Source organism: Fluviirhizobium alvei (genome assembly GCF_030551875.1).
GTDB classification, from domain to species: Bacteria; Pseudomonadota; Alphaproteobacteria; order Rhizobiales; family Rhizobiaceae; genus Rhizobium_E; species Rhizobium_E alvei.
This window is the reverse complement of record NZ_JAUOZU010000003.1, coordinates 162,666-182,801: the sequence shown is the minus strand read 5'-3', so window position 1 is coordinate 182,801 and position 20,136 is coordinate 162,666. Positions and strand designations below refer to the sequence as shown.

17 protein-coding genes and 1 pseudogene are annotated in these 20,136 nt (G+C 58.1%); 12 read left to right on the top strand and 6 right to left on the bottom strand.

Annotated features, from left to right (window positions below; translation table 11 throughout):
- Positions 1-9 precede the first annotated feature (9 nt).
- A complete protein-coding gene (locus Q4481_RS04420) occupies positions 10-1,914 on the top strand; it encodes a L,D-transpeptidase family protein (protein ID WP_304375079.1) in 1,905 nt (634 codons plus the stop codon).
- A gap of 47 nt (positions 1,915-1,961) precedes the next feature.
- Here Q4481_RS04420 and Q4481_RS04415 read toward each other — a convergent pair whose 3' ends face one another.
- Positions 1,962-2,648, bottom strand: coding sequence for an HAD family hydrolase (locus Q4481_RS04415; protein WP_304375095.1), 687 nt, complete (start codon positions 2,646-2,648; stop codon positions 1,962-1,964).
- A gap of 148 nt (positions 2,649-2,796) precedes the next feature.
- Here Q4481_RS04415 and rpiA point away from each other — a divergent pair, with 148 nt between their 5' ends.
- The 3 genes from rpiA (at position 2,797) to gor (ending at position 5,547) form a co-directional block, all read left to right on the top strand.
- Entirely contained in the window at positions 2,797-3,498 is a 702-nt protein-coding gene (rpiA, locus tag Q4481_RS04410; protein ID WP_304375078.1) for a ribose-5-phosphate isomerase RpiA, read from the top strand.
- 13 nt (positions 3,499-3,511) lie between these two features.
- Positions 3,512-4,048, top strand: a complete 537-nt coding sequence (locus Q4481_RS04405; RefSeq protein WP_304375076.1) for a DUF2059 domain-containing protein — start codon at positions 3,512-3,514, stop codon at positions 4,046-4,048.
- Positions 4,049-4,158: 110 nt separating this feature from the next.
- Positions 4,159-5,547: a glutathione-disulfide reductase gene (gene gor, locus Q4481_RS04400; RefSeq protein ID WP_304375075.1), complete on the top strand. Its 1,389-nt coding sequence runs from the start codon at positions 4,159-4,161 to the stop codon at positions 5,545-5,547.
- On the opposite strand, the gene Q4481_RS04395 is transcribed toward gor, so the two are convergent.
- On the bottom strand, positions 5,537-6,406 hold the full coding sequence (locus Q4481_RS04395; protein ID WP_304375074.1) for an alpha/beta hydrolase family protein: 870 nt from the start codon (positions 6,404-6,406) through the stop codon (positions 5,537-5,539). The two genes, gor and Q4481_RS04395, sit on opposite strands and share 11 nt — an antisense overlap.
- A gap of 201 nt (positions 6,407-6,607) precedes the next feature.
- Between Q4481_RS04395 and Q4481_RS04390 the strand changes: the two genes are divergently transcribed.
- The 3 genes from Q4481_RS04390 (at position 6,608) to Q4481_RS04380 (ending at position 10,056) form a co-directional block, all read left to right on the top strand.
- Positions 6,608-8,197, top strand: a complete 1,590-nt coding sequence (locus tag Q4481_RS04390) for an ABC-F family ATP-binding cassette domain-containing protein (RefSeq protein ID WP_304375073.1) — start codon at positions 6,608-6,610, stop codon at positions 8,195-8,197.
- Between the two features lie 93 nt (positions 8,198-8,290).
- Entirely contained in the window at positions 8,291-8,464 is a 174-nt protein-coding gene (locus Q4481_RS04385; RefSeq protein ID WP_304375072.1) for a hypothetical protein, read from the top strand.
- Between the two features lie 218 nt (positions 8,465-8,682).
- Positions 8,683-10,056, top strand: a complete 1,374-nt coding sequence (locus tag Q4481_RS04380; protein WP_304375071.1) for a class II 3-deoxy-7-phosphoheptulonate synthase — start codon at positions 8,683-8,685, stop codon at positions 10,054-10,056.
- A gap of 743 nt (positions 10,057-10,799) precedes the next feature.
- Here Q4481_RS04380 and Q4481_RS04375 read toward each other — a convergent pair.
- Positions 10,800-11,978, bottom strand: coding sequence for a calcium-binding protein (locus Q4481_RS04375; RefSeq protein WP_304375070.1), 1,179 nt, complete (start codon positions 11,976-11,978; stop codon positions 10,800-10,802).
- 44 nt (positions 11,979-12,022) lie between these two features.
- On the opposite strand from Q4481_RS04375, the pseudogene Q4481_RS04370 reads away from it, so the two are divergent.
- From Q4481_RS04370 to Q4481_RS04360, 3 genes and pseudogenes are all read left to right on the top strand, one after another.
- Positions 12,023-12,331, top strand: a pseudogene (locus Q4481_RS04370) (3-deoxy-7-phosphoheptulonate synthase); the annotation flags it as partial.
- Positions 12,332-12,487: 156 nt separating this feature from the next.
- Positions 12,488-14,584: a calcium-binding protein gene (locus Q4481_RS04365; protein WP_304375069.1), complete on the top strand. Its 2,097-nt coding sequence runs from the start codon at positions 12,488-12,490 to the stop codon at positions 14,582-14,584.
- Between the two features lie 176 nt (positions 14,585-14,760).
- Positions 14,761-16,014, top strand: a complete 1,254-nt coding sequence (locus tag Q4481_RS04360; RefSeq protein WP_304375068.1) for an Ig-like domain-containing protein — start codon at positions 14,761-14,763, stop codon at positions 16,012-16,014.
- A 67-nt stretch (positions 16,015-16,081) separates the two neighbouring features.
- Here the strand turns inward: Q4481_RS04360 and Q4481_RS04355 are convergent, their stop codons facing one another.
- Positions 16,082-16,981, bottom strand: a complete 900-nt coding sequence (locus Q4481_RS04355; protein ID WP_304375067.1) for a calcium-binding protein — start codon at positions 16,979-16,981, stop codon at positions 16,082-16,084.
- A gap of 269 nt (positions 16,982-17,250) precedes the next feature.
- On the opposite strand from Q4481_RS04355, the gene Q4481_RS04350 reads away from it, so the two are divergent.
- Positions 17,251-17,667 (top strand): GFA family protein, encoded by a 417-nt coding sequence (locus tag Q4481_RS04350; RefSeq protein WP_304375066.1) that lies wholly within the window; start codon positions 17,251-17,253, stop codon positions 17,665-17,667.
- Between the two features lie 50 nt (positions 17,668-17,717).
- Here Q4481_RS04350 and Q4481_RS04345 read toward each other — a convergent pair whose 3' ends face one another.
- Together Q4481_RS04345 and Q4481_RS04340 are read right to left on the bottom strand one after the other, a co-directional pair.
- Positions 17,718-18,695, bottom strand: a complete 978-nt coding sequence (locus Q4481_RS04345) for a zinc-binding dehydrogenase (RefSeq protein ID WP_304375065.1) — start codon at positions 18,693-18,695, stop codon at positions 17,718-17,720.
- A 32-nt stretch (positions 18,696-18,727) separates the two neighbouring features.
- On the bottom strand, positions 18,728-19,324 hold the full coding sequence (locus tag Q4481_RS04340) for a TetR/AcrR family transcriptional regulator (RefSeq protein WP_304375064.1): 597 nt from the start codon (positions 19,322-19,324) through the stop codon (positions 18,728-18,730).
- A gap of 124 nt (positions 19,325-19,448) precedes the next feature.
- On the opposite strand from Q4481_RS04340, the gene Q4481_RS04335 reads away from it, so the two are divergent.
- On the top strand, positions 19,449-20,039 hold the full coding sequence (locus Q4481_RS04335) for a hemerythrin domain-containing protein (RefSeq protein WP_304375063.1): 591 nt from the start codon (positions 19,449-19,451) through the stop codon (positions 20,037-20,039).
- The last annotated feature ends 97 nt before the right edge of the window (positions 20,040-20,136 follow it).

The window sequence follows — 20,136 nt, the reverse complement described above, 5'->3', positions numbered from 1 at the left end:
ACTGGAAAAATGAAAAAAATTGGACAGGCGGCGCTGACCGCTCTCATGATGAGTTGTGCATTCAGCCTCATAGCCGCGCCGGCCCAATCGGCGACATTGCTTGATCTGCTTCGCGGCAACACCAAGGCGAAGGAATCGGTTGCCGGCTCGCTCGATGACGATCTCGGTGCGTTCCCGGATCCGGCAAAGCCTGCCAAGCCGCTGCCCAAGGTCAAGAGCCCGAGCTACTTCACCTACAAGCCCGACCAGCTTCGCCTGATCGCGGTCGCGAAGTTCGCACCGTTCATGCAGTCGGTATCCACCGATGCGACGAGCGATACGACAGGCTCTATCGAAGCCGTGAGCCTGAACAATGGCGCCGATCCCGCCCAGAGCCCGCGCGCCTTCATGGGCGAGGTCAGGGTGAAGGCACCGAAGGAAGTGGCTGACGCTATCGAAAAATTCTATGCCGGCAACGATCGTCTGCTGTGGGTCGAAAATGGCGCCGTGACTGAGAAGGCACGGGCCGCGATCGCCGAGCTTGCCAAGGCCGACATGGTCGGGCTCGAGCCGGAAGACTATAAGGTGGTCGATCCGTCCGACACGTTCGATGCCGTCGATGCGCAGACCAAGCAACGTCAGCTGATGCAGTTCGAAATCGAACTGTCGGCTGCGGTGCTGACCTATGTGCAGGACGCCCAGCGTGGCCGCATCGATCCCAACCGGATCGGCGAATATTACGATTTCAAGCGCAAGACCGTTAACCTGGACGGTGCGCTGATGAATATCACCGCGTCCCCCGACATCGCGCGCTATCTCGAAAGCCGCAGCCCCGCCAATGCCGAATTTGAGGCTCTGAAGCGCGAGCTTGCTGCGCTGAAGGCGGCTGCGGGCGAAGAGGGTCAGAAGATCACCATCGCGCCCGGCACGCTGCTCAAGCCCGGCGAAGCCAATCCGGAACTTGCCAACATCATCGAGGCCATTCGCCATCGCGGTTCCGACAAGCTGAAGGTCGACCATTCGGTGACGCTCGCGGCCTATCAGGGCTCGGTGGATTACACGCCGGAACTCGTCGATCTCGTGAAGGCCTTCCAGGCTGAAAACGGCCTGAAGGGCGACGGGATCGTCGGCAAGGGCACGATCCGCGTGCTGGTCGGCGGCGACAGCAATGCCGCCAAGCTCAACAAGCTCGTGGTCGCAATGGAACAGCTGCGCTGGCTGCCGAAGGATCTCGGCCAGCGCTATGTGTTCATCAACCAGCCGGCCTTCACCGCCTATTACCACAATGGCGGCAAGGAAGAGTTCAACATGCGCGTCGTGGTCGGCTCCAAGGCCAACCAGACCTTCTTCTTCCAGGACGAAATCGAACTGGTCGAATTCAACCCCTACTGGGGCGTGCCGCGCTCGATCATCGTCAATGAAATGCTGCCGAAGCTGCGCGAGGATCCGACCTATCTCGACCGTCTCGGCTACGAAACCTCGGTGCGCGGCCAGCAGATGTCCTCGACCGAAATCGACTGGCATCAGACTGATGCCGTTGACGTGCGCCAGCCGCCCGGTTCGGGCAATGCGCTCGGCCAGCTGAAGATCATGTTCCCGAACGCGCATTCGATCTACATGCATGACACGCCGCAGAAGAAGTTCTTCCAGCGCGACATGCGTGCGCTCAGCCATGGCTGCGTGCGTCTTGTCGATCCCAAGAAGATGGCGGCAGCCGTGATGGGCATGTCGGTTGACCAGATCGAGGCCCAGATCAGCACCGGCAAGAACCACCAGATGAAGGTTCCGGAAAAATTCCCGGTCTATGTGTCCTATTTCACGGCCTGGCCGAACAAGGATGGCGTGGTGGAATATTTCGACGATGTCTATGATCGCGACATGTACATGAACCGGGCGCTCGATGCGACGCGCAAGGTGCGGCAGGCCGCGATCTGATCACGGATCGGACGAAGAATGAAAAGGCGGCTCAAGGGCCGCCTTTTTCATGCGATCAGTTGTTCGATCAGTTCCGGTGTCAGCCGGTCGAAATGATCGATGACGATGGTGGGGGACAGGCTTTCCACCGGCACATCCGAATAGCCGAACGGAACGGCAATCGACGGGATGTTGGCGTTGGCGGCAACCGCGATATCGCTGATGCTGTCACCGATCATCACGGTTCGCGCGGGATCGCCGCCGGCGAGGCGGACGGTGCCGAGAAGATGTTCGGCATCGGGCTTGCGGACCGCAAACGTGTCGCCGCATGTAATTGCGGCAAAACGCGACGTCAGGCCAAGACTGTCGATCAATGGAAGCGCCAGGCTCTCGATCTTGTTGGTACAGACAGCGAGCCGGTGGCCGGCGCCAGCGAGGCGATCGAGTGCTTCGATCAGGCCCGGATAGGGCCGACTTTCACCGGGCATGTTGCCGCGATAATGGCTGATGAAACGCTCGAACAGTTCGGTCAGTTCGGCATCGCCGAGCACGATGTCATGCATCCGCAACGCCTTTTCGATCATCACGCGGGCGCCCTGGCCGACCAGATGGGTCAGATCCGCATAGACGACCGGCGGCAGGCTCTTTTCCGCAATCGTGTAATTGAGACTGGCGACAAGATCCGGCGCGGTATCGAGGAGTGTTCCGTCGAGATCGAAAACAACGAGGGGAGGGGTCAATGAATTCTCCACAATAAACTGTGTCCTGTCGGGTAATCCAGGGGCTGACGATTGGCAATGGCCGGGCGCGTATTTTCGGGGTTTTGTTGCGAATGGCCCTTTTGTTTGAAGGAAACCGCGTGTAAACACGTCAACCAACGAAACAGCAGGGAGACGCTGGCGTATGGACGCCCGGCAAATGAAAATCAGGGCGGCCGCCGAAGCGCTCAAACATGTCGAAAGCGGCATGCGGCTCGGAATCGGCACAGGTTCGACAGCGGAAGAATTCGTACGCCTGTTGGCGGAAAAGGTTGCAGACGGGTTTTCCGTCGTGGGTGTTCCCACTTCGGAACGGACCGCCAGACTGTGCCTGGAACTGAATGTGCCTCTTGCCTCTCTCGATGAAATGCCGGAACTCGATCTGACGATCGATGGTGCCGACGAGATCGACGCGGGTCTTCGCCTGATCAAGGGCGGTGGCGGTGCGCTGTTGCGCGAAAAGATCGTCGCTGCGGCCTCAAAGCGCATGATCGTGATCGCCGACGAATCGAAGGTCGTCGATGTGCTTGGTGCCTTTCCGCTTCCGATCGAAGTGAATGCGTTCGGCATGACCGCGACCCGGATCGCCATCGAGCATCTGGCCGAAAAATCCGGTCTGACCGGTGAGATTGCACCGCGCCGCTCCGGTGACGGCCTTTACAAGACCGACGGTGGACATTTTATTCTCGATGCTTCTTTTGGCCGCATTCCTGATGCAGAGGCGTTGTCATCTGGCCTGAACGTCATCCCTGGCGTCGTGGAACATGGACTGTTTATCAACCTGGCGTCACTTGCGATCATTGCCGGTACAGGCGGTGCGCGGACGCTGGCAGCGAAGAATGAGTAGGAGAAGGTTTCCAATGATGAAGCTCCGTAATTTTGGCCGCATGGCAGCCGCAGCAATCGTCATCGCCGGCGCAGGCGTTTTCAATGCCAGCGCCGCTGACGATGTCAGCGAAGCCCAGATCAAGGCTGCGCGCGCCATGCTGTCCTCCATCGCGATTACGTCTCAATATGACCTGATCCTGCCGCGCGTTGCCGTGCAGCTGAAGGCGACCCTCATTCAGGCGAGCCCGAACTACGAAAGCGTCATCAACGAGGTTGTCGATGAAACGGCACTGCAGTTCGCCTCCCGTCGCGGCGATCTCGAGCGCGAAGCCGCCATCATCTATGCCAAGGCTTTCAGCGAGGAAGAACTGAAGGCAATTGCCGCTTTCTACACGTCGCCGGCCGGCGCCAAGCTGATCAAGGACGGCCCGATCGCTGCTCGGGAACTCTCCAAGGCCGCCGAAATCTGGGGTTCGGGCATCACTCGCGACCTTTCGGCCGCCGTCAACAAGGCGCTGCAGGAAAAGATCGATGCCCTGGTGAAGAGCCAGCCGGCAGCGCAGCAGTAAGCGCCAACAACTGTCGAAGATCAAAAAGCCCGTCCCGACGGGCTTTTCTTTTGCCCGGCGAAAGGCCATATCAGCGTCCGGGAGGCCAACCGGCTTGAATGAGGTTTGCAATGACGTCCTACGATTATGATCTTTTTGTCATTGGTGGTGGTTCCGGCGGCGTGCGGTCGGCGCGCGTGGCGGCGTCCATGGGCAAGCGGGTCGGCATTGCGGAAGAATACCGGATGGGCGGCACCTGCGTGATCCGCGGCTGTGTTCCCAAGAAGCTTCTGGTCTATGCGTCGCAGTATCACGAACATTTCGAGGATGCGGCCGGTTTCGGCTGGACGGTCGGCGAAAGCACGTTCGACTGGTCCAAGCTGATCGAAGCCAAGGACAGGGAAATCACCCGCCTCGAAGGTCTCTATCGCAAGGGGCTCGTCAATGCCGGCGCCGAGATCTTCGAAAGCCGGGCCGAACTGGTGGATGCCCATTCGGTGCGGATCAAGACCACCGGCAAAGTGGTGACCGCAGAGCGGATTGTCATTGCTGTGGGTGGTGCGCCTGCGGCGCATACCGCACTTCCCGGGCACGAGCTCTGCATTTCCTCCAACGAAGCCTTTCATCTGCCGGAACTGCCGCGCGCCATCCTGATCGAAGGCGGCGGCTATATTGCGGTCGAATTCGCGAACATCTTCCATGGTCTCGGCGTCGAGACGACGCTCATCTATCGCGGTCGTGAAATCCTGTCGCGCTTCGACAACGACCTGCGTCAGGGCCTGCATAATGCAATGGTCGCCAAGGGCATCCGCATCATCTGCGAGGATGTGATCGAGGCGGTGGCCAACCGTCACGACGGCGAGCTGACGGCGGTGACCAAGAAGGGCGAGAAGCTCGTCGTTTCGCAGGTGATGCTGGCGATCGGGCGCGAGCCGAACACCAAGGGTCTCGGTCTCGACAGGGCCGGTGTTGCCACGACGGCGCGCGGTGCCATCATCGTCGATCAATATTCACGCACCAATGTGCCGTCGATCTTCGCCCTCGGCGATGTCACCGACCGCGTGCAGCTCACCCCGGTAGCGATCCATGAGGCGATGTGCTTCATCGAGACCGAATACAGAAATAACCCGACCTCGCCGGATCACGATCTGATCGCGACGGCGGTGTTCTCGCAGCCGGAGATCGGCACCGTCGGCCTGTCGGAAGAGCAGGCGGTCAAAGCCTATCCCGAAGTCGAGGTCTATCGCGCAGAGTTCCGGCCGATGAAGGCGACGCTTTCGGGCCGTGCCGAGAAGATGATCATGAAGCTGATCGTCAACAGTGCCGACCGCAAGGTACTGGGCGCCCATATCCTCGGCCACGATGCCGGCGAGATGGCGCAGCTGCTCGGCATTACGCTGAAGGCGGGCTGCACCAAGGACGATTTCGACCGGACGATGGCCGTGCATCCGACTGCCGCCGAGGAGCTGGTGACGATGTATGCGCCGAGCTACCGTTTCAAGGATGGCGTCAGGCTCTGACGCCGCCTGCCAGCCACTCGATGGCCGGGGGCCAGAGCGTCTCCGCATAGCGCGACCGGAAGAAGCCGAGATGGCCGATCGGTCCGCCCGCCATGGCGGGCGTCACTACTCGCCGTTCGATCGGCGCCTGGTCATAGTGGCGGAGCAGCGCTTCTTCGGCGCGGGCCGTACCCCAGACATCGTCGGAAGGACGGATGGCGAGGATCGGCGTCTTGACCGATGAGAAGGCGGCCCTCGCGTCAAAGCTCGTATCGTTGAAGAAATAGTGTTTGGAGCGGCTCCAGCGCGCCCAATCGCGATAGACCCGACCCGGCATGGTTTCGCCCAGCCCGATCCAGCCCGGCACCTTGCCGGTGAGGGCGGCGATCGGTACGCCGGCCAGTTGCATCATGGCAAAGACCTTGACGGGCTCATCGGTATAGCGCCAGTGACCGGACATGGCCGACAGCATGAGGTAACGCGCGAAACGCTCCGATCGATGCGACAGGCCGAGCGCCTGGGTGCCGAAAGACTGGCCGATGCCGACCATTTTGTGACCCGGCGCCAGCTTGTCGAGCGTTTCGATGGCGGCAATGAAATCCAGCTCCGCCCATTGGCGCTTGCGAAGCGGTTCCTTCCAATCGCCGGGCACCCGCGAGCCGCCAATGCCTCGGTAATCATAGACCATGGCGGCGCGAAAGCCCGCAGCAACCAGGGCCTTGGCGAATTTCAGGTAAAAGGTGCGCGGGGTGGCGGTTGCCGAGGAAATGAGGGCGAGGGGGCCATTGCCCGTGCCCTCGACGATCGTCGCAGCGAGCGGAAAGCCATCACTGGCGCGGAAATGGATATCGGTCGTCAGGCCCTCGGTTGCCGCAATCATCGTTTCCTCCCTCGTGACGGCGCCAAATTAATTTACGTTTACGTTCGCGTCAATATTCGCCTCCGCAAGTCATTTCGTTGGTGGTTGCCTTGATCTATCCGCATTGCGGGCCTAGAAGGGGGCATTGCAACCGAACAGGATGGTGACCCGTGGATTTCAACCCCGCCGCAATGCCGCTCAGCCTTGCCAATGGGGATTTCCATGCCTGCTTCCATCACAGTTTCGAATGTTGCCTGGGTGACGCCTGACGGGCGCAGCCTTTTTTCCAATCTCAATCTAAGTTTCTGTAATGAACGCACCGGTCTGGTCGGCCGGAATGGTGTCGGCAAGACGACGCTCCTGCGTCTCCTGATCGGGGAGCTTCATCTATCCGAGGGGGCGATCACCGTCGAAGGATCGATCGCCGTTTTGCGCCAGTCCGTCCAGACCGAGGCCGGGGCAACCATTGCCGATCTCTTCGGCGTACGGACGGACCTTGACCGGATCGCCCTGGCGCTTGCGGGACGGGCAACGAGCGAAGATCTGTCCGAGATCGACTGGACGATCGAGGCGCGGATGGAGGCGGCCTTGCAGAAGACGGGCCTTGTCGCCGAGCCATCCACACTGCTCTCCACGCTCTCCGGCGGTCAGCAGACGCGGGCGGCGCTTTCGGCCCTTCTTTTCAGCGACCCCGACTTCCTGATCCTGGACGAGCCGACCAACAATCTCGATGGCGATGGCCGCCGGGCAGTCATCGACCTGCTGGCGGGCTGGAAAGGTGGTGCTCTGGTGATCAGCCATGATCGCGATCTGCTCGAGACGATGGATGCGATCGTGGAGATGACTTCGCTCGGCGCGACCCGGCACAGTGGCAACTACACGCAATTTCGGGCCGCCAAGGCACAGGCGCTCCTCGCTGCCGAACAGGCGCTGGGGGATGCCGAGCGCAAGTTGGCTGACCTTGGGCGACAGACGCAGATGAGCCGCGAACGCAAGGCGAGGCGCGACCAGGCCGGGCGTGCCAAGGCCGGCAAGGGCGACATGCCGAAGATCCTGCTCGGGGCGATGAAACAGCGCAGCGAAGAAAGTGCTGCCGATCATGCCCGCATGGCCGAACGCCGCCGGCAGGAGGCGGAGGCTGAGTTGCTAGAGGCGCGGAGCCGTATCGAGATAATGCAGCCGCTGGCGATGACGCTGCCTCCGACCGGCCTGCCAGGCCGGCGCAAGGTTCTGGCGCTCGATTCCATCCGTGCGGGTTATGGCGACGCGCCGCCAGTTCTCGATCGGATCAGTCTTTCCATCACCGGTTCCGAACGCGTGGCGGTGACCGGGCCCAATGGTTCTGGCAAGAGCACGCTGCTTGGGGTGATCACCGGTCGGATCGAGCCGATCTCGGGGACGGTGCGGGTCGAGGTGCCGCATACCTTTTTCGACCAGTCGGTGAGCCTTCTCGACCGCGGATCGACAATCCGGGACAATTTCCTGCGGCTCAATCCGGATGCCGGGGAAAACGATTGTCGCGCAGCGCTCGCGCGCTTCCTCTTTCGCGCCGATGCAGCGCTGCAGCTCGTTCGGTCGCTGAGCGGCGGACAGATGCTGCGGGCCGCTCTTGCCTGCGTGCTGGCTGGGCCGAAGCCACCACAGCTCCTCATTCTCGATGAGCCGACCAACCATCTCGATATCGAGGCGCTCGAAGCGCTGGAGGCGGGGCTCAGGGCCTATGACGGGGCGCTGCTGGTGGTGAGCCATGACGAGCGGTTTCTTGCCGCCATCGGTGTGGACCGGCGGATTATGTTGGGCGGAAAAGGATGAACGGCGGCGGGTGAAGGTGCACCATCGTCATATCAGGAATTTCTGTTATACTCTGCGCCGTGACGATGGACCGTGAGCCTGGGAGGATGGGATATGGTCAGCCGTAACATTCGCATGGCATCTCCTGAGATCAGCCGCGAGATGAGCGGCCCTGATCTGAAATCGCTCGAAACGCAGCGGAGCGGCTTCGGCTTCGTCGATCAGCTCATCTATCCGCTGATCCTGATTGCGCTCGTCGCCTATGCGATGTTCGAGTTTTTCGGCTGAGGGAGATCGGTTCCCGGCTGCGCAATTTTTCGTCAGGGACGCTGTGTGACTGAAATTCAAGCGAAAACAGGGTGTGATCTCCGTCGCTCCGACGGGTCGCAAAAGCCGGCATTTGCGGGCTTTGCAAAAGAGTTAAGACTGTATATATACGCGCATTCCCGGCATGGGCCGGGAAGCCGCGTATGAGCGCGTATCAATTGTCAAACAGGTGAAGTGACATGGCACAGAATTGGAACCCGTCAAGCTGGAGGTCTAAACCCATTCAGCAGGTTCCGGAGTATCCGGATCAGGCTCAGCTCGAGGCCACGGAAGCTCGTCTTGCCAAGTTTCCGCCGCTTGTTTTTGCAGGCGAGGCGCGGCGTCTGAAGGCCTCGCTCGCCAAGGTTGCCAATGGCGAAGCCTTCCTGCTGCAGGGCGGCGATTGCGCCGAGAGCTTTGCCGAACATGGCGCCGATACGATCCGCGACTTCTTCCGCGCCTTCCTGCAGATGGCCGTGGTGCTGACGTTCGGAGCCCAGAAGCCGGTGGTCAAGGTTGGCCGTATCGCCGGCCAGTTCGCCAAGCCGCGTTCGGCCCCCTTCGAGAAGCAGGGTGAAGTCTCGCTGCCGAGCTACCGCGGCGACATCATCAACGGCATCGAATTCACCGAGGAAAGCCGCATTCCGAACCCGGAACGCCAGATCATGGCCTACCGCCAGTCGGCTGCGACGCTGAACCTGTTGCGCGCTTTCGCCATGGGTGGCTATGCCAATCTCGACAACGTTCACAAGTGGATGCTGGGCTTCGTCAAGGATAGTCCGCAGGCCGAGCGCTATCGCGCACTTGCCGACCGGATCTCCGAAACGATGGATTTCATGGCGGCGATCGGCATCACGCCGGACAACAATCCGAGCCTGCGCGAAACCGATTTCTTCACCAGCCACGAAGCCTTGCTGCTCGGCTATGAGGAATCGCTGACCCGCGTCGATTCCACCTCCGGCGATTGGTACGGCACCTCGGGCCACATGATCTGGATCGGCGACCGCACCCGCCAGCCCGACCATGCCCATGTCGAATATTGCCGTGGCATCAAGAACCCGATCGGCCTGAAATGCGGCCCGTCGCTGACGGCAGATGGCCTGCTGGAGCTGATCGATCTGCTCAACCCGGCCAATGAAGCCGGTCGTCTGACGCTGATCTGCCGCTTCGGCCATGACAAGGTCGGCGAGCATCTGCCGCGCCTGATCCGCGCCGTCGAACGCGAAGGCCGCAAGGTCGTCTGGTCGTGTGATCCGATGCATGGCAACACGATCACGCTCAACAACTACAAGACCCGTCCGTTCGACCGGATCCTGACCGAAGTCGAGAACTTCTTCCAGATCCACTATGCCGAAGGCACCCATCCGGGTGGCATCCATGTCGAAATGACCGGCAATGACGTGACCGAATGCACCGGTGGCGCGCGCGCGCTTTCGGGTGCAGATCTCGGCGATCGTTACCATACCCATTGCGACCCGCGTCTCAATGCCGACCAGGCGCTCGAACTCGCCTTCCTGCTGGCTGAAAAGCTCAAGGCCGGTCGTGACGAGCGCAAGCTGGCCGTCAACGGCTGATTGCGGCCAATTCGGCAATAGAATGAAACCGGTCCCGGCCAAGCTGGGGCCGGTTTTTTATTGCGTATATACGCAAACTCTAATTTACACTTTTATGGCCAACTTGTAGTTTTGTCGCCAAAATGCAAGAGATGTTTTCCCGATCATTATTTTGCGTCGATTTAACTATGCCTGTTCGCGCCCTCTTGGCCCGTTCGGTGGCAAATTCCGCGAACTGTAGCCAAGCTTGCAATTGTAAATTCATTTGTAAGGGGAATTCGTGACCTATTCCATCTGGAAAAATACCAGCGGCATGACGGCCTATTCTTTTACATCGACCTAGGCCGAAACGACAGACATTTTCGGCGCAGTTGGGCTTTCCAATGGCGCTTCGGTCCTCCTCGATAGAGCGGAGAACTCGACGATGGATGTGGCGCAGACCATGTATTTCGGAGGCGCGGTTGTTTTCGAGAACGATGTTATCGGCGACGCGCCGGACATCGCCGCTTTCGGGGTTGAGTCTTGACGGACGATAAGCTCACAAGATCGGATCGGAAATGCTCAACCGGTCGGTCCAGACATTTACAATGACATGGCCATCATGGGCGATCCTGAACTCGCTTCGATCGAAGGCCGGCGTCTCGCCACCATCCTTGGAGAATGAGGCGCCCGTCAGGACGCCGCCGATTATGCCTTTGCTGACTTGGCACCCGGATCTCCGCCCCTGTGGAGATCCGGTCATTTCTTAACGGAAGCAGCAGGCTTCAGAGGAAGAAATCAGCCTTCGTAGGATCAACAAGTCCATTCAGTTGGATCAGGATATCGACCTTACGATCACCATTGGTATCACCCTCCACATAGGTGAAGTCCTTTGCAGAATCCGCGTTGTCCACCTGTCGATAATGAAGGTCGCCGGCACGCCCGGTGAACTTGGCATCGCCGATCCAGATGAAGTTGTCTTTCCGCGCATCGGTACCGATCGCCCGTAGATCGACATCGTCAATACCGGCCTCGAAGTCCACGATCACGTCACGCTGCACACCTCGGCTATCCGCCAACTTCTGGAAGATGAAATCGTCAGCCCCGGCTCCACCGATCATGCGGTCTTTCCCGGCACCGCCGATAATCGTATCGTTCTTGGCACCGCCATCGAGCTGGTCGGCACCGGCCCGGCCTGTCAGCACGTCGATACCGCCATTGCCAAAAAGCTTGTTGGCCACGGCCGAACCCAGCAGCTTGTCTGCGAATGACGAGCCCTCGATATTCTCGACCTGAGACATAACAATGGCATACGCATTGGGAACGACGAGTTTCTTGGTGAGATCGACAGTCATGCCGTTGTCGACGAGCTGTACGTCAAATTCGTCAGTGCCATATTGCAGCATGAATGTGTCTGATCCGGCGCCGCCGGTCACGGTTGTCGTTCCGCCGCCGCTATATCCGTAAAAGTTTTTAATATAGATCGAGTCGGCACCGCCGCCCAAATCGATCACGTCATTGCCACCGTCGATGTAAAGGGAATCGTTGCCAGAACCGGCCTTGAAATTATCCTGTCCGCCAGTTCCCATAAGGGTGTTGTCCTTGGTAGACGCAGATAGATCGAGTACCCAGTCGATGTTTGCGAATAGAGCCCGAAATTCATAAACATTCCCATCCAGAATTTGATTGAACGCGTATTGAAGCGTCTGTTTGGTTATGGAAAGTCCCTCGAACGAATAGGCAAGCTTTCCGTTATCGACAAAGCCGATACCTGTGACGACCCCATCGGGGTCTAGCAGGTCAGTGCCATTGAAGTTCACGGTCATCGGAGACGAAATGTCCGTGAGGGTCACAAGCTCGGAGGATTCGACTTTCAACCATACTGAAGATTGGGCAGTCCAAATGATGCCGGCTATGAAGTCGATACTGATTTCGGTCGTTTCAGGATTGACGGTGTTTTGCATCGCTTTTGCATCTTTCTCATTTCAAAAAACAAAGCGTTATCGATATGAGGGAAAACGATACGCCATCGATTTGGAACTACAGGATCAAAAAAACACTTCGGTTACTGCTGATTGTCAACAATAAGCAACGAAATCTACGTTTGTACAGAGAAAGGTTTGCGACCAACAATCCGAGCCTCCGGGAAACCGATTTCTTCTCCAGGCAAGATGCGCGGCTGCTCGGCTATGAAGATGCTCTGACCCGCGCCGATTTCACTTTGGGCGACTGGTACGGCATGTTGGGCCACGTGATATGGATCGATGACCGCACCCGGAAGCCCGACCACGCGCATACCGGAAACTGCTATTGCCGGCTGTTTCTTTCAGCGCGGAGAGAAAGGGCAGATTATCACGATGTTAACTTTGCTTGAGACGAGTTTAACGTGTTAGTGCGTCTTTAACGTGCAGTCCGATAGCGTCCCGACGAACTTTAAACTGGCTTTTGCCAATTCATGTGTCGGGGACCTTTCATGACCTATGCAATCTGGAGCAAGACCGGCGGGGTTTCCGCCCATTCCTTCACCTCGACCTATGATAATACGACGGAGGTGATGGGCAGCACGGGCCTTTCGAATGGTGGATCCGTCATCCTCAGTGACGAGATCAACTCTACCGCCGATGTGACGCAGACGGTGCTGGGTCTGGGTGGTTCGGTCAAGATACAGAACGGCATTGTCGGCGATGCGCCGGATAGTGGCGACGATGCAAGCTCCATGGTCGTGGCTTTCAATGGCGGCTATGCGATCGCCTGGGTCTCGACACCGACGGGTGCTGAGGCTTCCGATCTCTATCTGGCCATCTATGACAATAGCGGTGTCCAGATCGGCAGCGATATCCAGGTCGATACCGGCCATGCAGCGGGGTCGATTTCCCTGAATGGCATCGCAACCCATACAAGCGGGCTGATTTCGGTTCTGTGGTCCGATAGTTCAACCGGAACAAGTTACGAATCGATCCTCGGCGAAGGCGATGCGCCAGTCGCGCAGAGTTTTACCGCCTCGCTGGATGAGGATACGTCCTATACGTTCAGCGCAAACGATTTTGCATTCTTCGATGCTTTGGATACTGCGCCAACTTCGATCACGATCACCGAACTGCCGACAACGGGGACATTGAAGCTCAATGGCCTGACGGTGAGCGACGAGCAGGAAATCGCGTTCGCTGACATTTCAAATCTGGTCTGGACGCCGGATGCCAATGCCAACGGCTATGATGGGCTGGTTTTCAAACTGCGCGACAGCGATGGCAATTTCTCGCAGGAGGCAGGCGTTAGCTTCAATATCGCTGCTGTTGCCGACAAGCCGGTCACGGACAATGTTCACTATGATGTCGACCAGAAAGGTAGTTTCAGCTTCAAGGCGAGCGATTTCACCTTCTCCGATGCCGATGGGGATACGCTGAAATATGTCGTCATCACATCGCTGGCGACGAATGGATCGCTGACGTTCAAGGGTGATGCGGTTGAAGTTGGCGACAAGATCGCGGCGGGGCAATTGTCAAAGCTTGTCTATACGGCGCCAACCAACAAGGCGGGTGACGATCTCGCCTCCTACGGGTTCCAGCTGGAAGACAGCGCGGGCGACCTGTCACTCGCCAAGAACATCACCATCGACGTCAATGCCGTCAACACCGCGCCGGTGGCGAAGGATGATGCCGCGAATGCCTATGTCGACAAGGCGCTCAAGATCGATGTGCTCGGCAATGACACGGACAAGGATGGCGATAGCCTGACGATCACCAAGGCGACGCTTGAGAAGGGGGCGCCTGGTGAGGTGACCATCAAGAACGGCCAGCTGGTCTACGACAGCGGCAATGTGAAATCACTCGAGCATGGCGAGACGAAAACCTTCACGATCAGCTACACGGTGTCCGATGGCGCAAGCACGGATAAGGCGAATGTCACGGTTACGCTGGGCCATGCGAACGATATATTCGGGACGCAAAAAAAGGATGCAATTGACCTTAGAGACACAGATTCCTATCTCTTTGCCGGGGGAGGCGACGATAATGTCGCCGTGTTTGGCCGAGGTAATCGCGTGTTCGGCGGAGATGGTGGAGATACACTTATCGCCCATGTAAACGGTATTGAATTGTACGGTGGCGATGGCGACGATTACATTAGGCTGGCGGCGGTCGCCTATGGTGGTGACGGCAACGATCAAATTCTTGGTGCGGCGTACGCCGATGGTGGTGACGGCAACGACTTTGTTTTGGGATCTTCAGGTTTAGATCGTCTTTATGGCGGTCGCGGAAATGATACAGTCCACGGAAAGGTGGGCAACGATCAAATCTACGTTGGCGTGGGCAATGATGTGGTCTCTGGAGGTGATGGGCGTGATACGTTCCATATCATGGAGGGGAAAGGAGAAGTCTCCATCATGCGTGATTCATCATCCTATGGTGGAGACGTTATTGACATCAGCGCGTTTGATTTCAGTGGAGTGGCAGAATTGCGCAAGGCCGCGAAAAATGAAGGCGGTTTTCTTGTCGTAAAGCTTGATGAGGATTCATCCCTGAGATTTGAAACACCAGAAGTTCTATCTTCCAGTCATTATTGGGAATTTTGATTTTGTGTGAAAAGTCAGTATCGCTTGGCGCCGTTTCCCGTAGTGGCGCCCGGCATGGCGTAGACTGCTGAACAGGTCCGGACAATTTTCCTGCGCTGAAAGCGGATTGCCTCTTCATTCTTCCTCAATCCCGGGCTGGTTTAATCCGTTGGATTTTACACCAGCCGGGGACCGGAATGCCCATTTTCAGAACCAAAATCACGAAATCGCAGACAGCACCCGATGCGACCGGGTTTACGGCCGATACGGTCGCAACCAATGCCGAGGACGGCAACTGGAGCCAGGATAATAACTATCTCTTCAAGGCGGTCAGTTATCTGTCGGGGGAGGATACGCTCTACAGGCTCTACCTCTACGACATGAATGCGCATCAGACGATCTCGCTCCAAGAGGGCGTTGCCAAGCCATTCAGCGATCTGAGCCTGTCGAACTTCAGCTTTAACGGCTCGACCTTCTATTATGCCACCTATGTGCGCGCCGGCGCCGGATTTTACCGAGTGCTCGATGAAGACGGCGGTGTCGTCGTTGCCGAGACCAAGATCGGCAAGATGTCCGACATCAATGCGGTTTCCTTTGATGCGGATGGCAGCCTGATCGTTGAGGCAGGAAGCGGCTCCTTTTTCCGGATCGATCCGTCCAACAATGCGCCGGTTGCTGTCAAGGACACGGTGACGATGGACTGGGAGAGCAAGACCGCGCTCGATGTGCTGGCCAATGATACGGATGCCGATCAGGACGTACTCACAATCACCGCCGCGACCGTCAAGAGTGGTGACGCGACAGTGGCGATCAAGAATGGCAAGCTGGTGGTTACCTATACCGGCGACGATCTCGACAACAACGACAGCGTCAATGTGAAGATCAACTATTCGATCACAGACGGCATGGCGAGTGACACAACGACAGTGAACCTGCTCTTTGCCGGCAATGAAACGAAGATCGAAGGCAAGCAGACCGCCGAGACGCTTTTTGGAACCAGCGCCCGCAACATCATCAATGGCAATGGAGGCTCCGATATCATCTATGGCGGCGGCGGCAATGATACGATCAATGGCGGCTACGGCCTCGACCAGATTTATGGTGGCAAGGGCAAGGATGTAATGTCGGGATCGTTTGATCCCGATACCTACATCTTCAATGCGCTCAACGAGCTATCGACGGATATTTCGAAAACCGACGTGCTGGCAGATTTCTCGAAGGTCGATTACATCGATCTTAAAAATCTCGACGCCAACGAAAAAGTTGCGGGCGACCAGGCATTCAAGTTCATCGGCACGGATGACTTCGGCAAAAAGGCCGGCGAGCTGCGGTTCGAGAGACTGGACGGCTATTACGGCGTCTTTGGAGATAACGACGGCAATGGCAAGGCGGATTTCGCCATCCGCCTTAATTGCAACTTCGTGATCACGGAAGGCGACTTCATTCTCTGAGTCATGATTGTCGTAAAACGCAAAAGGCGGGCACCTTGGCCCGCCTTTTTACTGAATGAGGTTATTCTCAGAAGACGAACATATCCTTGGTCAGATGGTCGAGGTCGACATTGCTGAGCGTCAGCGTGTTGCCGTTGCCGCCATCGATAACGACATCATCGCCGTTCTGGGTCGCATGGTTCTTCATGAGGTCGCGGAAGCCGGTGACTTCCGAGAGATTGTAGAGTTCGATGAGGTCGTGATCTTCACCATGGGCGCAGAAGTCGGTGACGAGATCGCAGCCATAGCCATCGGCGAAGTAGAAAGTATCCTTGTCCTCGCCGCCGGTCATCGTGTCGTTGCCGAGGCCGCCATCGAGCACATCGCCACCTTTGCCGCTGGTCAGGATGTCATGACCTTCGCCGCCGCGGAGATAGTCATTGGTAGAGCCGGTGCGGAGAATGTCATCGAACTTGGTGCCGATGATGTTCTCGATGCTGACGAGCTTGTCATAGACGTAAGGGCCGGCCCAGACGCTGATCACATCGCGGGCATTGACCTTGAGTTCGATACCGGTGCCGACGCTCGAGAAATCAACCGTGTCATAGCCCTTGCCACCGTAATAGGTGTCGCTGCCGCCGCTTGCCAGGAAGTAATCGTGGCCGCCATTGCCCCAGAAGGTGTTGTTTTCGCTATTGCCGCCGAAATAATCGTTTCCGCGGCCGCCGATAAGGTTTTCGATGCGGAAGAGCGTGTCGGATGCGACGCCGTTGCCGATGACCGTGGCATAGCCATTCATGTCGAAGACGATTTCGAGCGGGCCCTTGTAGGACGAATAGTCGACTGTGTCGGTGCCGAGGCCGCCATCGATAAAGTCGTTGCCATCGCTCGACAGGATGGTGTCATCGCCGTCCATGCCGAAAATCTTGTCATCGCGGCGGGTGCCGGAGAGAATTTCAGAAGCAGAGGTACCAATGATCCGGGCCATTTGCAAAACTCCTTATAGTCGTATCGACCGTTGGGAGCTTTATTATTCTTTAACTTCGTCGTAGTGAAGCGAATATTAAAGGCGTACACGCAAAGATAAAATTAATATTAATGCTGCGAGATTGATTACAATTTTAATCAACGGCTTTTCTCTTTATGCTTCAAAGGCATGAGCTTTGAGAAACATTCACTCTGTCGTTGAAGACTATTCAATTGAAGGCCTTCCCGTTTCGGGCGACAGTGTGCCGAGAATAAAAACAGGGGACAAACATGAGTGAACATCGCGGATCGTGCCTTTGTGGCGCCGTGCGGTTTGTGGCCAGCGGGCCGTTGCGGGAGGTGGTGTTCTGCCATTGCAGCCAGTGCCGCAAGCAGACCGGCCTCTATTATGCGTCGACCAACAGCGCCGATGCGGATCTTACGATTTCCGGGGAAGACAATATCCGCTGGTACCGGGCGAGCGACAGCGCGCGGCGTGGCTTCTGCGGCACCTGCGGTTCGGCGCTGTTCTGGAAATATGACGGGCTGGATGTGACCTCGATCCAGGCTGGCAGTTTCGACCAGCCGTCTGGCCTTGTCGGCGGCTATCATATCTTCTGTGCCGACAAGGGCGATTTCTACGAGATCAATGACGGGCTGCCGCAATATGCCAAGGGGAGCCCAAAAATCGTGACCAGCGACGCCTGATCGTCACGGGAAAAACCGCGCCGCCCGGAGGAGGGGGCGCGGTTCCGATGTCAGGCGCGGATCAGGATCTTGCCCGGACGGCCGGGCTTTGCAGCTGCGGCAACGGCGTCCTTGACGTCGGCGAGATCGTAGATGCCGCCATCCTGCAGCGTTACGGCGCCCGATGCGACGAGACCGAGCAGTTCGCCGAACCAGCGGCCGATCGTTTCGCGCGGGGTCGTCTGCATGATCTTCGCCAGCCAGAAGCCCTTGACGGTGACCTGCTTGAAGATGAGGTCGCCGGCCGACAGTTCGAGCGGCTTGCCCGACATCAGGCCGAAGGAGACGAAGAGGCCGTTTTCACCGATAAGTGACAGAAGGTCATTGGCTTCAGGTCCACCGACGCCATCGACTGCAGCCTTGATCGGGGCGCCGCCTGCCAGTGCGCGGACCTTGTCCTTCCAGTCGGCATCGGCGGTCGAGATGACATTGTCGATCCCGAGGCCGTTGAGTTCGCTGACTGCATCGGCGCGACGCACCAGATTGATGACATGGATGCCGCGCGCCTTGGCGATCATGGCCAAAACCTTGGCAACCGCACCGGTGGCGGCATTCTGGATGGCCCAGTCGCCTTGTTTGAGACCGGCAAATTCAAGCAGGACCAGCGCACTCAGCGGCATCGAGACGAGCTGGGAGCCGGCCTCGTCGGAAATGGCTTCAGGCAGTGGAATGGCGCTCGCTGCCGGGCCGACGAAATACTCTGCCCAGGCGCCGCGGATGCCGGACATGGCAATGCGCTGGCCGACCGCAAGATGCGTAACGCCTTCACCGAGCGCATCGACAAGGCCCACGGCTTCGCTGCCGGCAACGGCGGGCAGTTCCGGCTTGTAGCCATAGACGCCCTGCACGGTCAGCAGATCGTGGTTATGGATGGAGCTCATGACCATCTTGACCCGGATTTCGCCGGCGCCGGGTGTCGGAAGCGGCTTTTCGGTGATGGTCAGAACGTCGGACGGGGTGCCAAAGCTGGCATGGGTGGCAGTACGCATGGTGTTTCCTTTGTCGTTGGTTATGGGGCCGGTTATCGTGCCGGCAACAGGGATCGGGTGGCGGAAAGAGCGTGGCGCAGCGGATCCATGCCGGCGACCACCTTGGCCATGAGGGCGGCACCGAGCCAGACTTGGTAAAGCGTGCGCGCGGTGGCCTCGACATCGAGATCGGATGGCAGGGAGCCGTCGTTGCGGCCCTCATCGAGCAGGGCGCCGATCCGTTCGAGCACCGCCTGCATGCCGCCCTTGAGGACCAGACGCATATCCTCGGACAGATCACTGACTTCGGCAGCGAGTTTGACCAGCAGGCAGCGCCGGGCCATGCCTTCCTCCTCGCCGGAGGCTTCGATCCAGGCGGAGAAATAGCGGATAAGGCGGGTTCTTGCATCGTCCTCGCCTGCCGTCAGACGATCGAAACGGTCGAGATAGAAGGTGATATAGTCCGTGAGCAGTTCTGTGCCGAATTGTTCCTTGGAGGGGAAATAATGGTAGAACGAGCCTTTCGGCACCTCGCAAACCTTTAAAAGCTCGCTGAGGCCCAGCGCGCTAAAACCCTTGCTCAGGATCAGCGTCTGGCCGGTGTCGAGAATGTGCCTGCGTGTCTGTTCGGCTTTCGGTGTCTTTGTCATGATCTCTATCTAAATAAAAATAGACCGGTCGTCTAGAGGCGGTCGCAAAACGCATCGTTCACAGTTTAGATCTTGAAACCGCCTCTCGTCGCGCGCATGCATGGAGGCGGATCGGGAGAGCTGGATGACTATGAGCGCTGAAAATCTGTCTTTGCTGGAACGTGCCGGCCTGCCGGCGGACATGCAGATCCTGCTGGCAAAATATCCGCGTGCCGACTGGGAATCGGTTCATACGATCGGCCATCTCGGACAATTCTGGATTTCGCGGCATGACATGTTCCGCGAACTCGGTGGAGCACTCGTTGCCTCGATCGATCATCTCCGCGAGGAGAAGATCGATGCGGCGGGCTTCGCGCGCTGGTTCGCGCCCCGGCTCAACCATTTTCTCGGCGATCTCGAAGGTCATCACCAGATCGAGGATTATCAGTATTTTCCGATGTTTGCCGCAGCTGACCAGCGGCTTGCGAAAGGCTTTGACCTGCTTGAACAGGATCATCACCTGATCCATGAAATGCTGGAACGCAATGCCAGTGCCGCCCAGGCCTTTCATGGCGATCTGATCGCCGGCGCGGACCGACTGGCCTTTTCGCGCGACGCCTATGCGAAAGAGGCGGAAAGCCTCCTGACGGGATTGCTGCGCCATCTCGAGGATGAGGAGGACCTGCTCATTCCGCTTCTCATCGATCAGGGCGAGGAAAAGTTCGGCGGTTATTAGGGTCAAAACTCAATCAGGATTTGGCGCGTGGTATGTGGGAAAATCGTTCGGTTTTAGAAGCAGATCCGAAGATGGATCGACCATCCATCGAGAATCT

Excerpts from the sequence above, each read along its gene's own strand:
- Q4481_RS04420 (WP_304375079.1), top strand. The coding sequence starts at position 10 with ATGAAAAAAATTGGACAGGCGGCGCTGACCGCTCTCATGATGAGTTGT.
- rpiA (WP_304375078.1), top strand. The coding sequence starts at position 2,797 with ATGGACGCCCGGCAAATGAAAATCAGGGCGGCCGCCGAAGCGCTCAAA.
- Q4481_RS04405 (WP_304375076.1), top strand. The coding sequence starts at position 3,512 with ATGATGAAGCTCCGTAATTTTGGCCGCATGGCAGCCGCAGCAATCGTC.
- gor (WP_304375075.1), top strand. The coding sequence starts at position 4,159 with ATGACGTCCTACGATTATGATCTTTTTGTCATTGGTGGTGGTTCCGGC.
- Q4481_RS04395 (WP_304375074.1), bottom strand. The coding sequence starts at position 6,406 with ATGATTGCGGCAACCGAGGGCCTGACGACCGATATCCATTTCCGCGCC.
- Q4481_RS04390 (WP_304375073.1), top strand. The coding sequence starts at position 6,608 with ATGCCTGCTTCCATCACAGTTTCGAATGTTGCCTGGGTGACGCCTGAC.
- Q4481_RS04385 (WP_304375072.1), top strand. The coding sequence starts at position 8,291 with ATGGTCAGCCGTAACATTCGCATGGCATCTCCTGAGATCAGCCGCGAG.
- Q4481_RS04380 (WP_304375071.1), top strand. The coding sequence starts at position 8,683 with ATGGCACAGAATTGGAACCCGTCAAGCTGGAGGTCTAAACCCATTCAG.
- Q4481_RS04375 (WP_304375070.1), bottom strand. The coding sequence starts at position 11,978 with ATGCAAAACACCGTCAATCCTGAAACGACCGAAATCAGTATCGACTTC.
- Q4481_RS04365 (WP_304375069.1), top strand. The coding sequence starts at position 12,488 with ATGACCTATGCAATCTGGAGCAAGACCGGCGGGGTTTCCGCCCATTCC.
- Q4481_RS04360 (WP_304375068.1), top strand. The coding sequence starts at position 14,761 with ATGCCCATTTTCAGAACCAAAATCACGAAATCGCAGACAGCACCCGAT.
- Q4481_RS04355 (WP_304375067.1), bottom strand. The coding sequence starts at position 16,981 with ATGGCCCGGATCATTGGTACCTCTGCTTCTGAAATTCTCTCCGGCACC.
- Q4481_RS04350 (WP_304375066.1), top strand. The coding sequence starts at position 17,251 with ATGAGTGAACATCGCGGATCGTGCCTTTGTGGCGCCGTGCGGTTTGTG.
- Q4481_RS04345 (WP_304375065.1), bottom strand. The coding sequence starts at position 18,695 with ATGCGTACTGCCACCCATGCCAGCTTTGGCACCCCGTCCGACGTTCTG.
- Q4481_RS04340 (WP_304375064.1), bottom strand. The coding sequence starts at position 19,324 with ATGACAAAGACACCGAAAGCCGAACAGACACGCAGGCACATTCTCGAC.
- Q4481_RS04335 (WP_304375063.1), top strand. The coding sequence starts at position 19,449 with ATGACTATGAGCGCTGAAAATCTGTCTTTGCTGGAACGTGCCGGCCTG.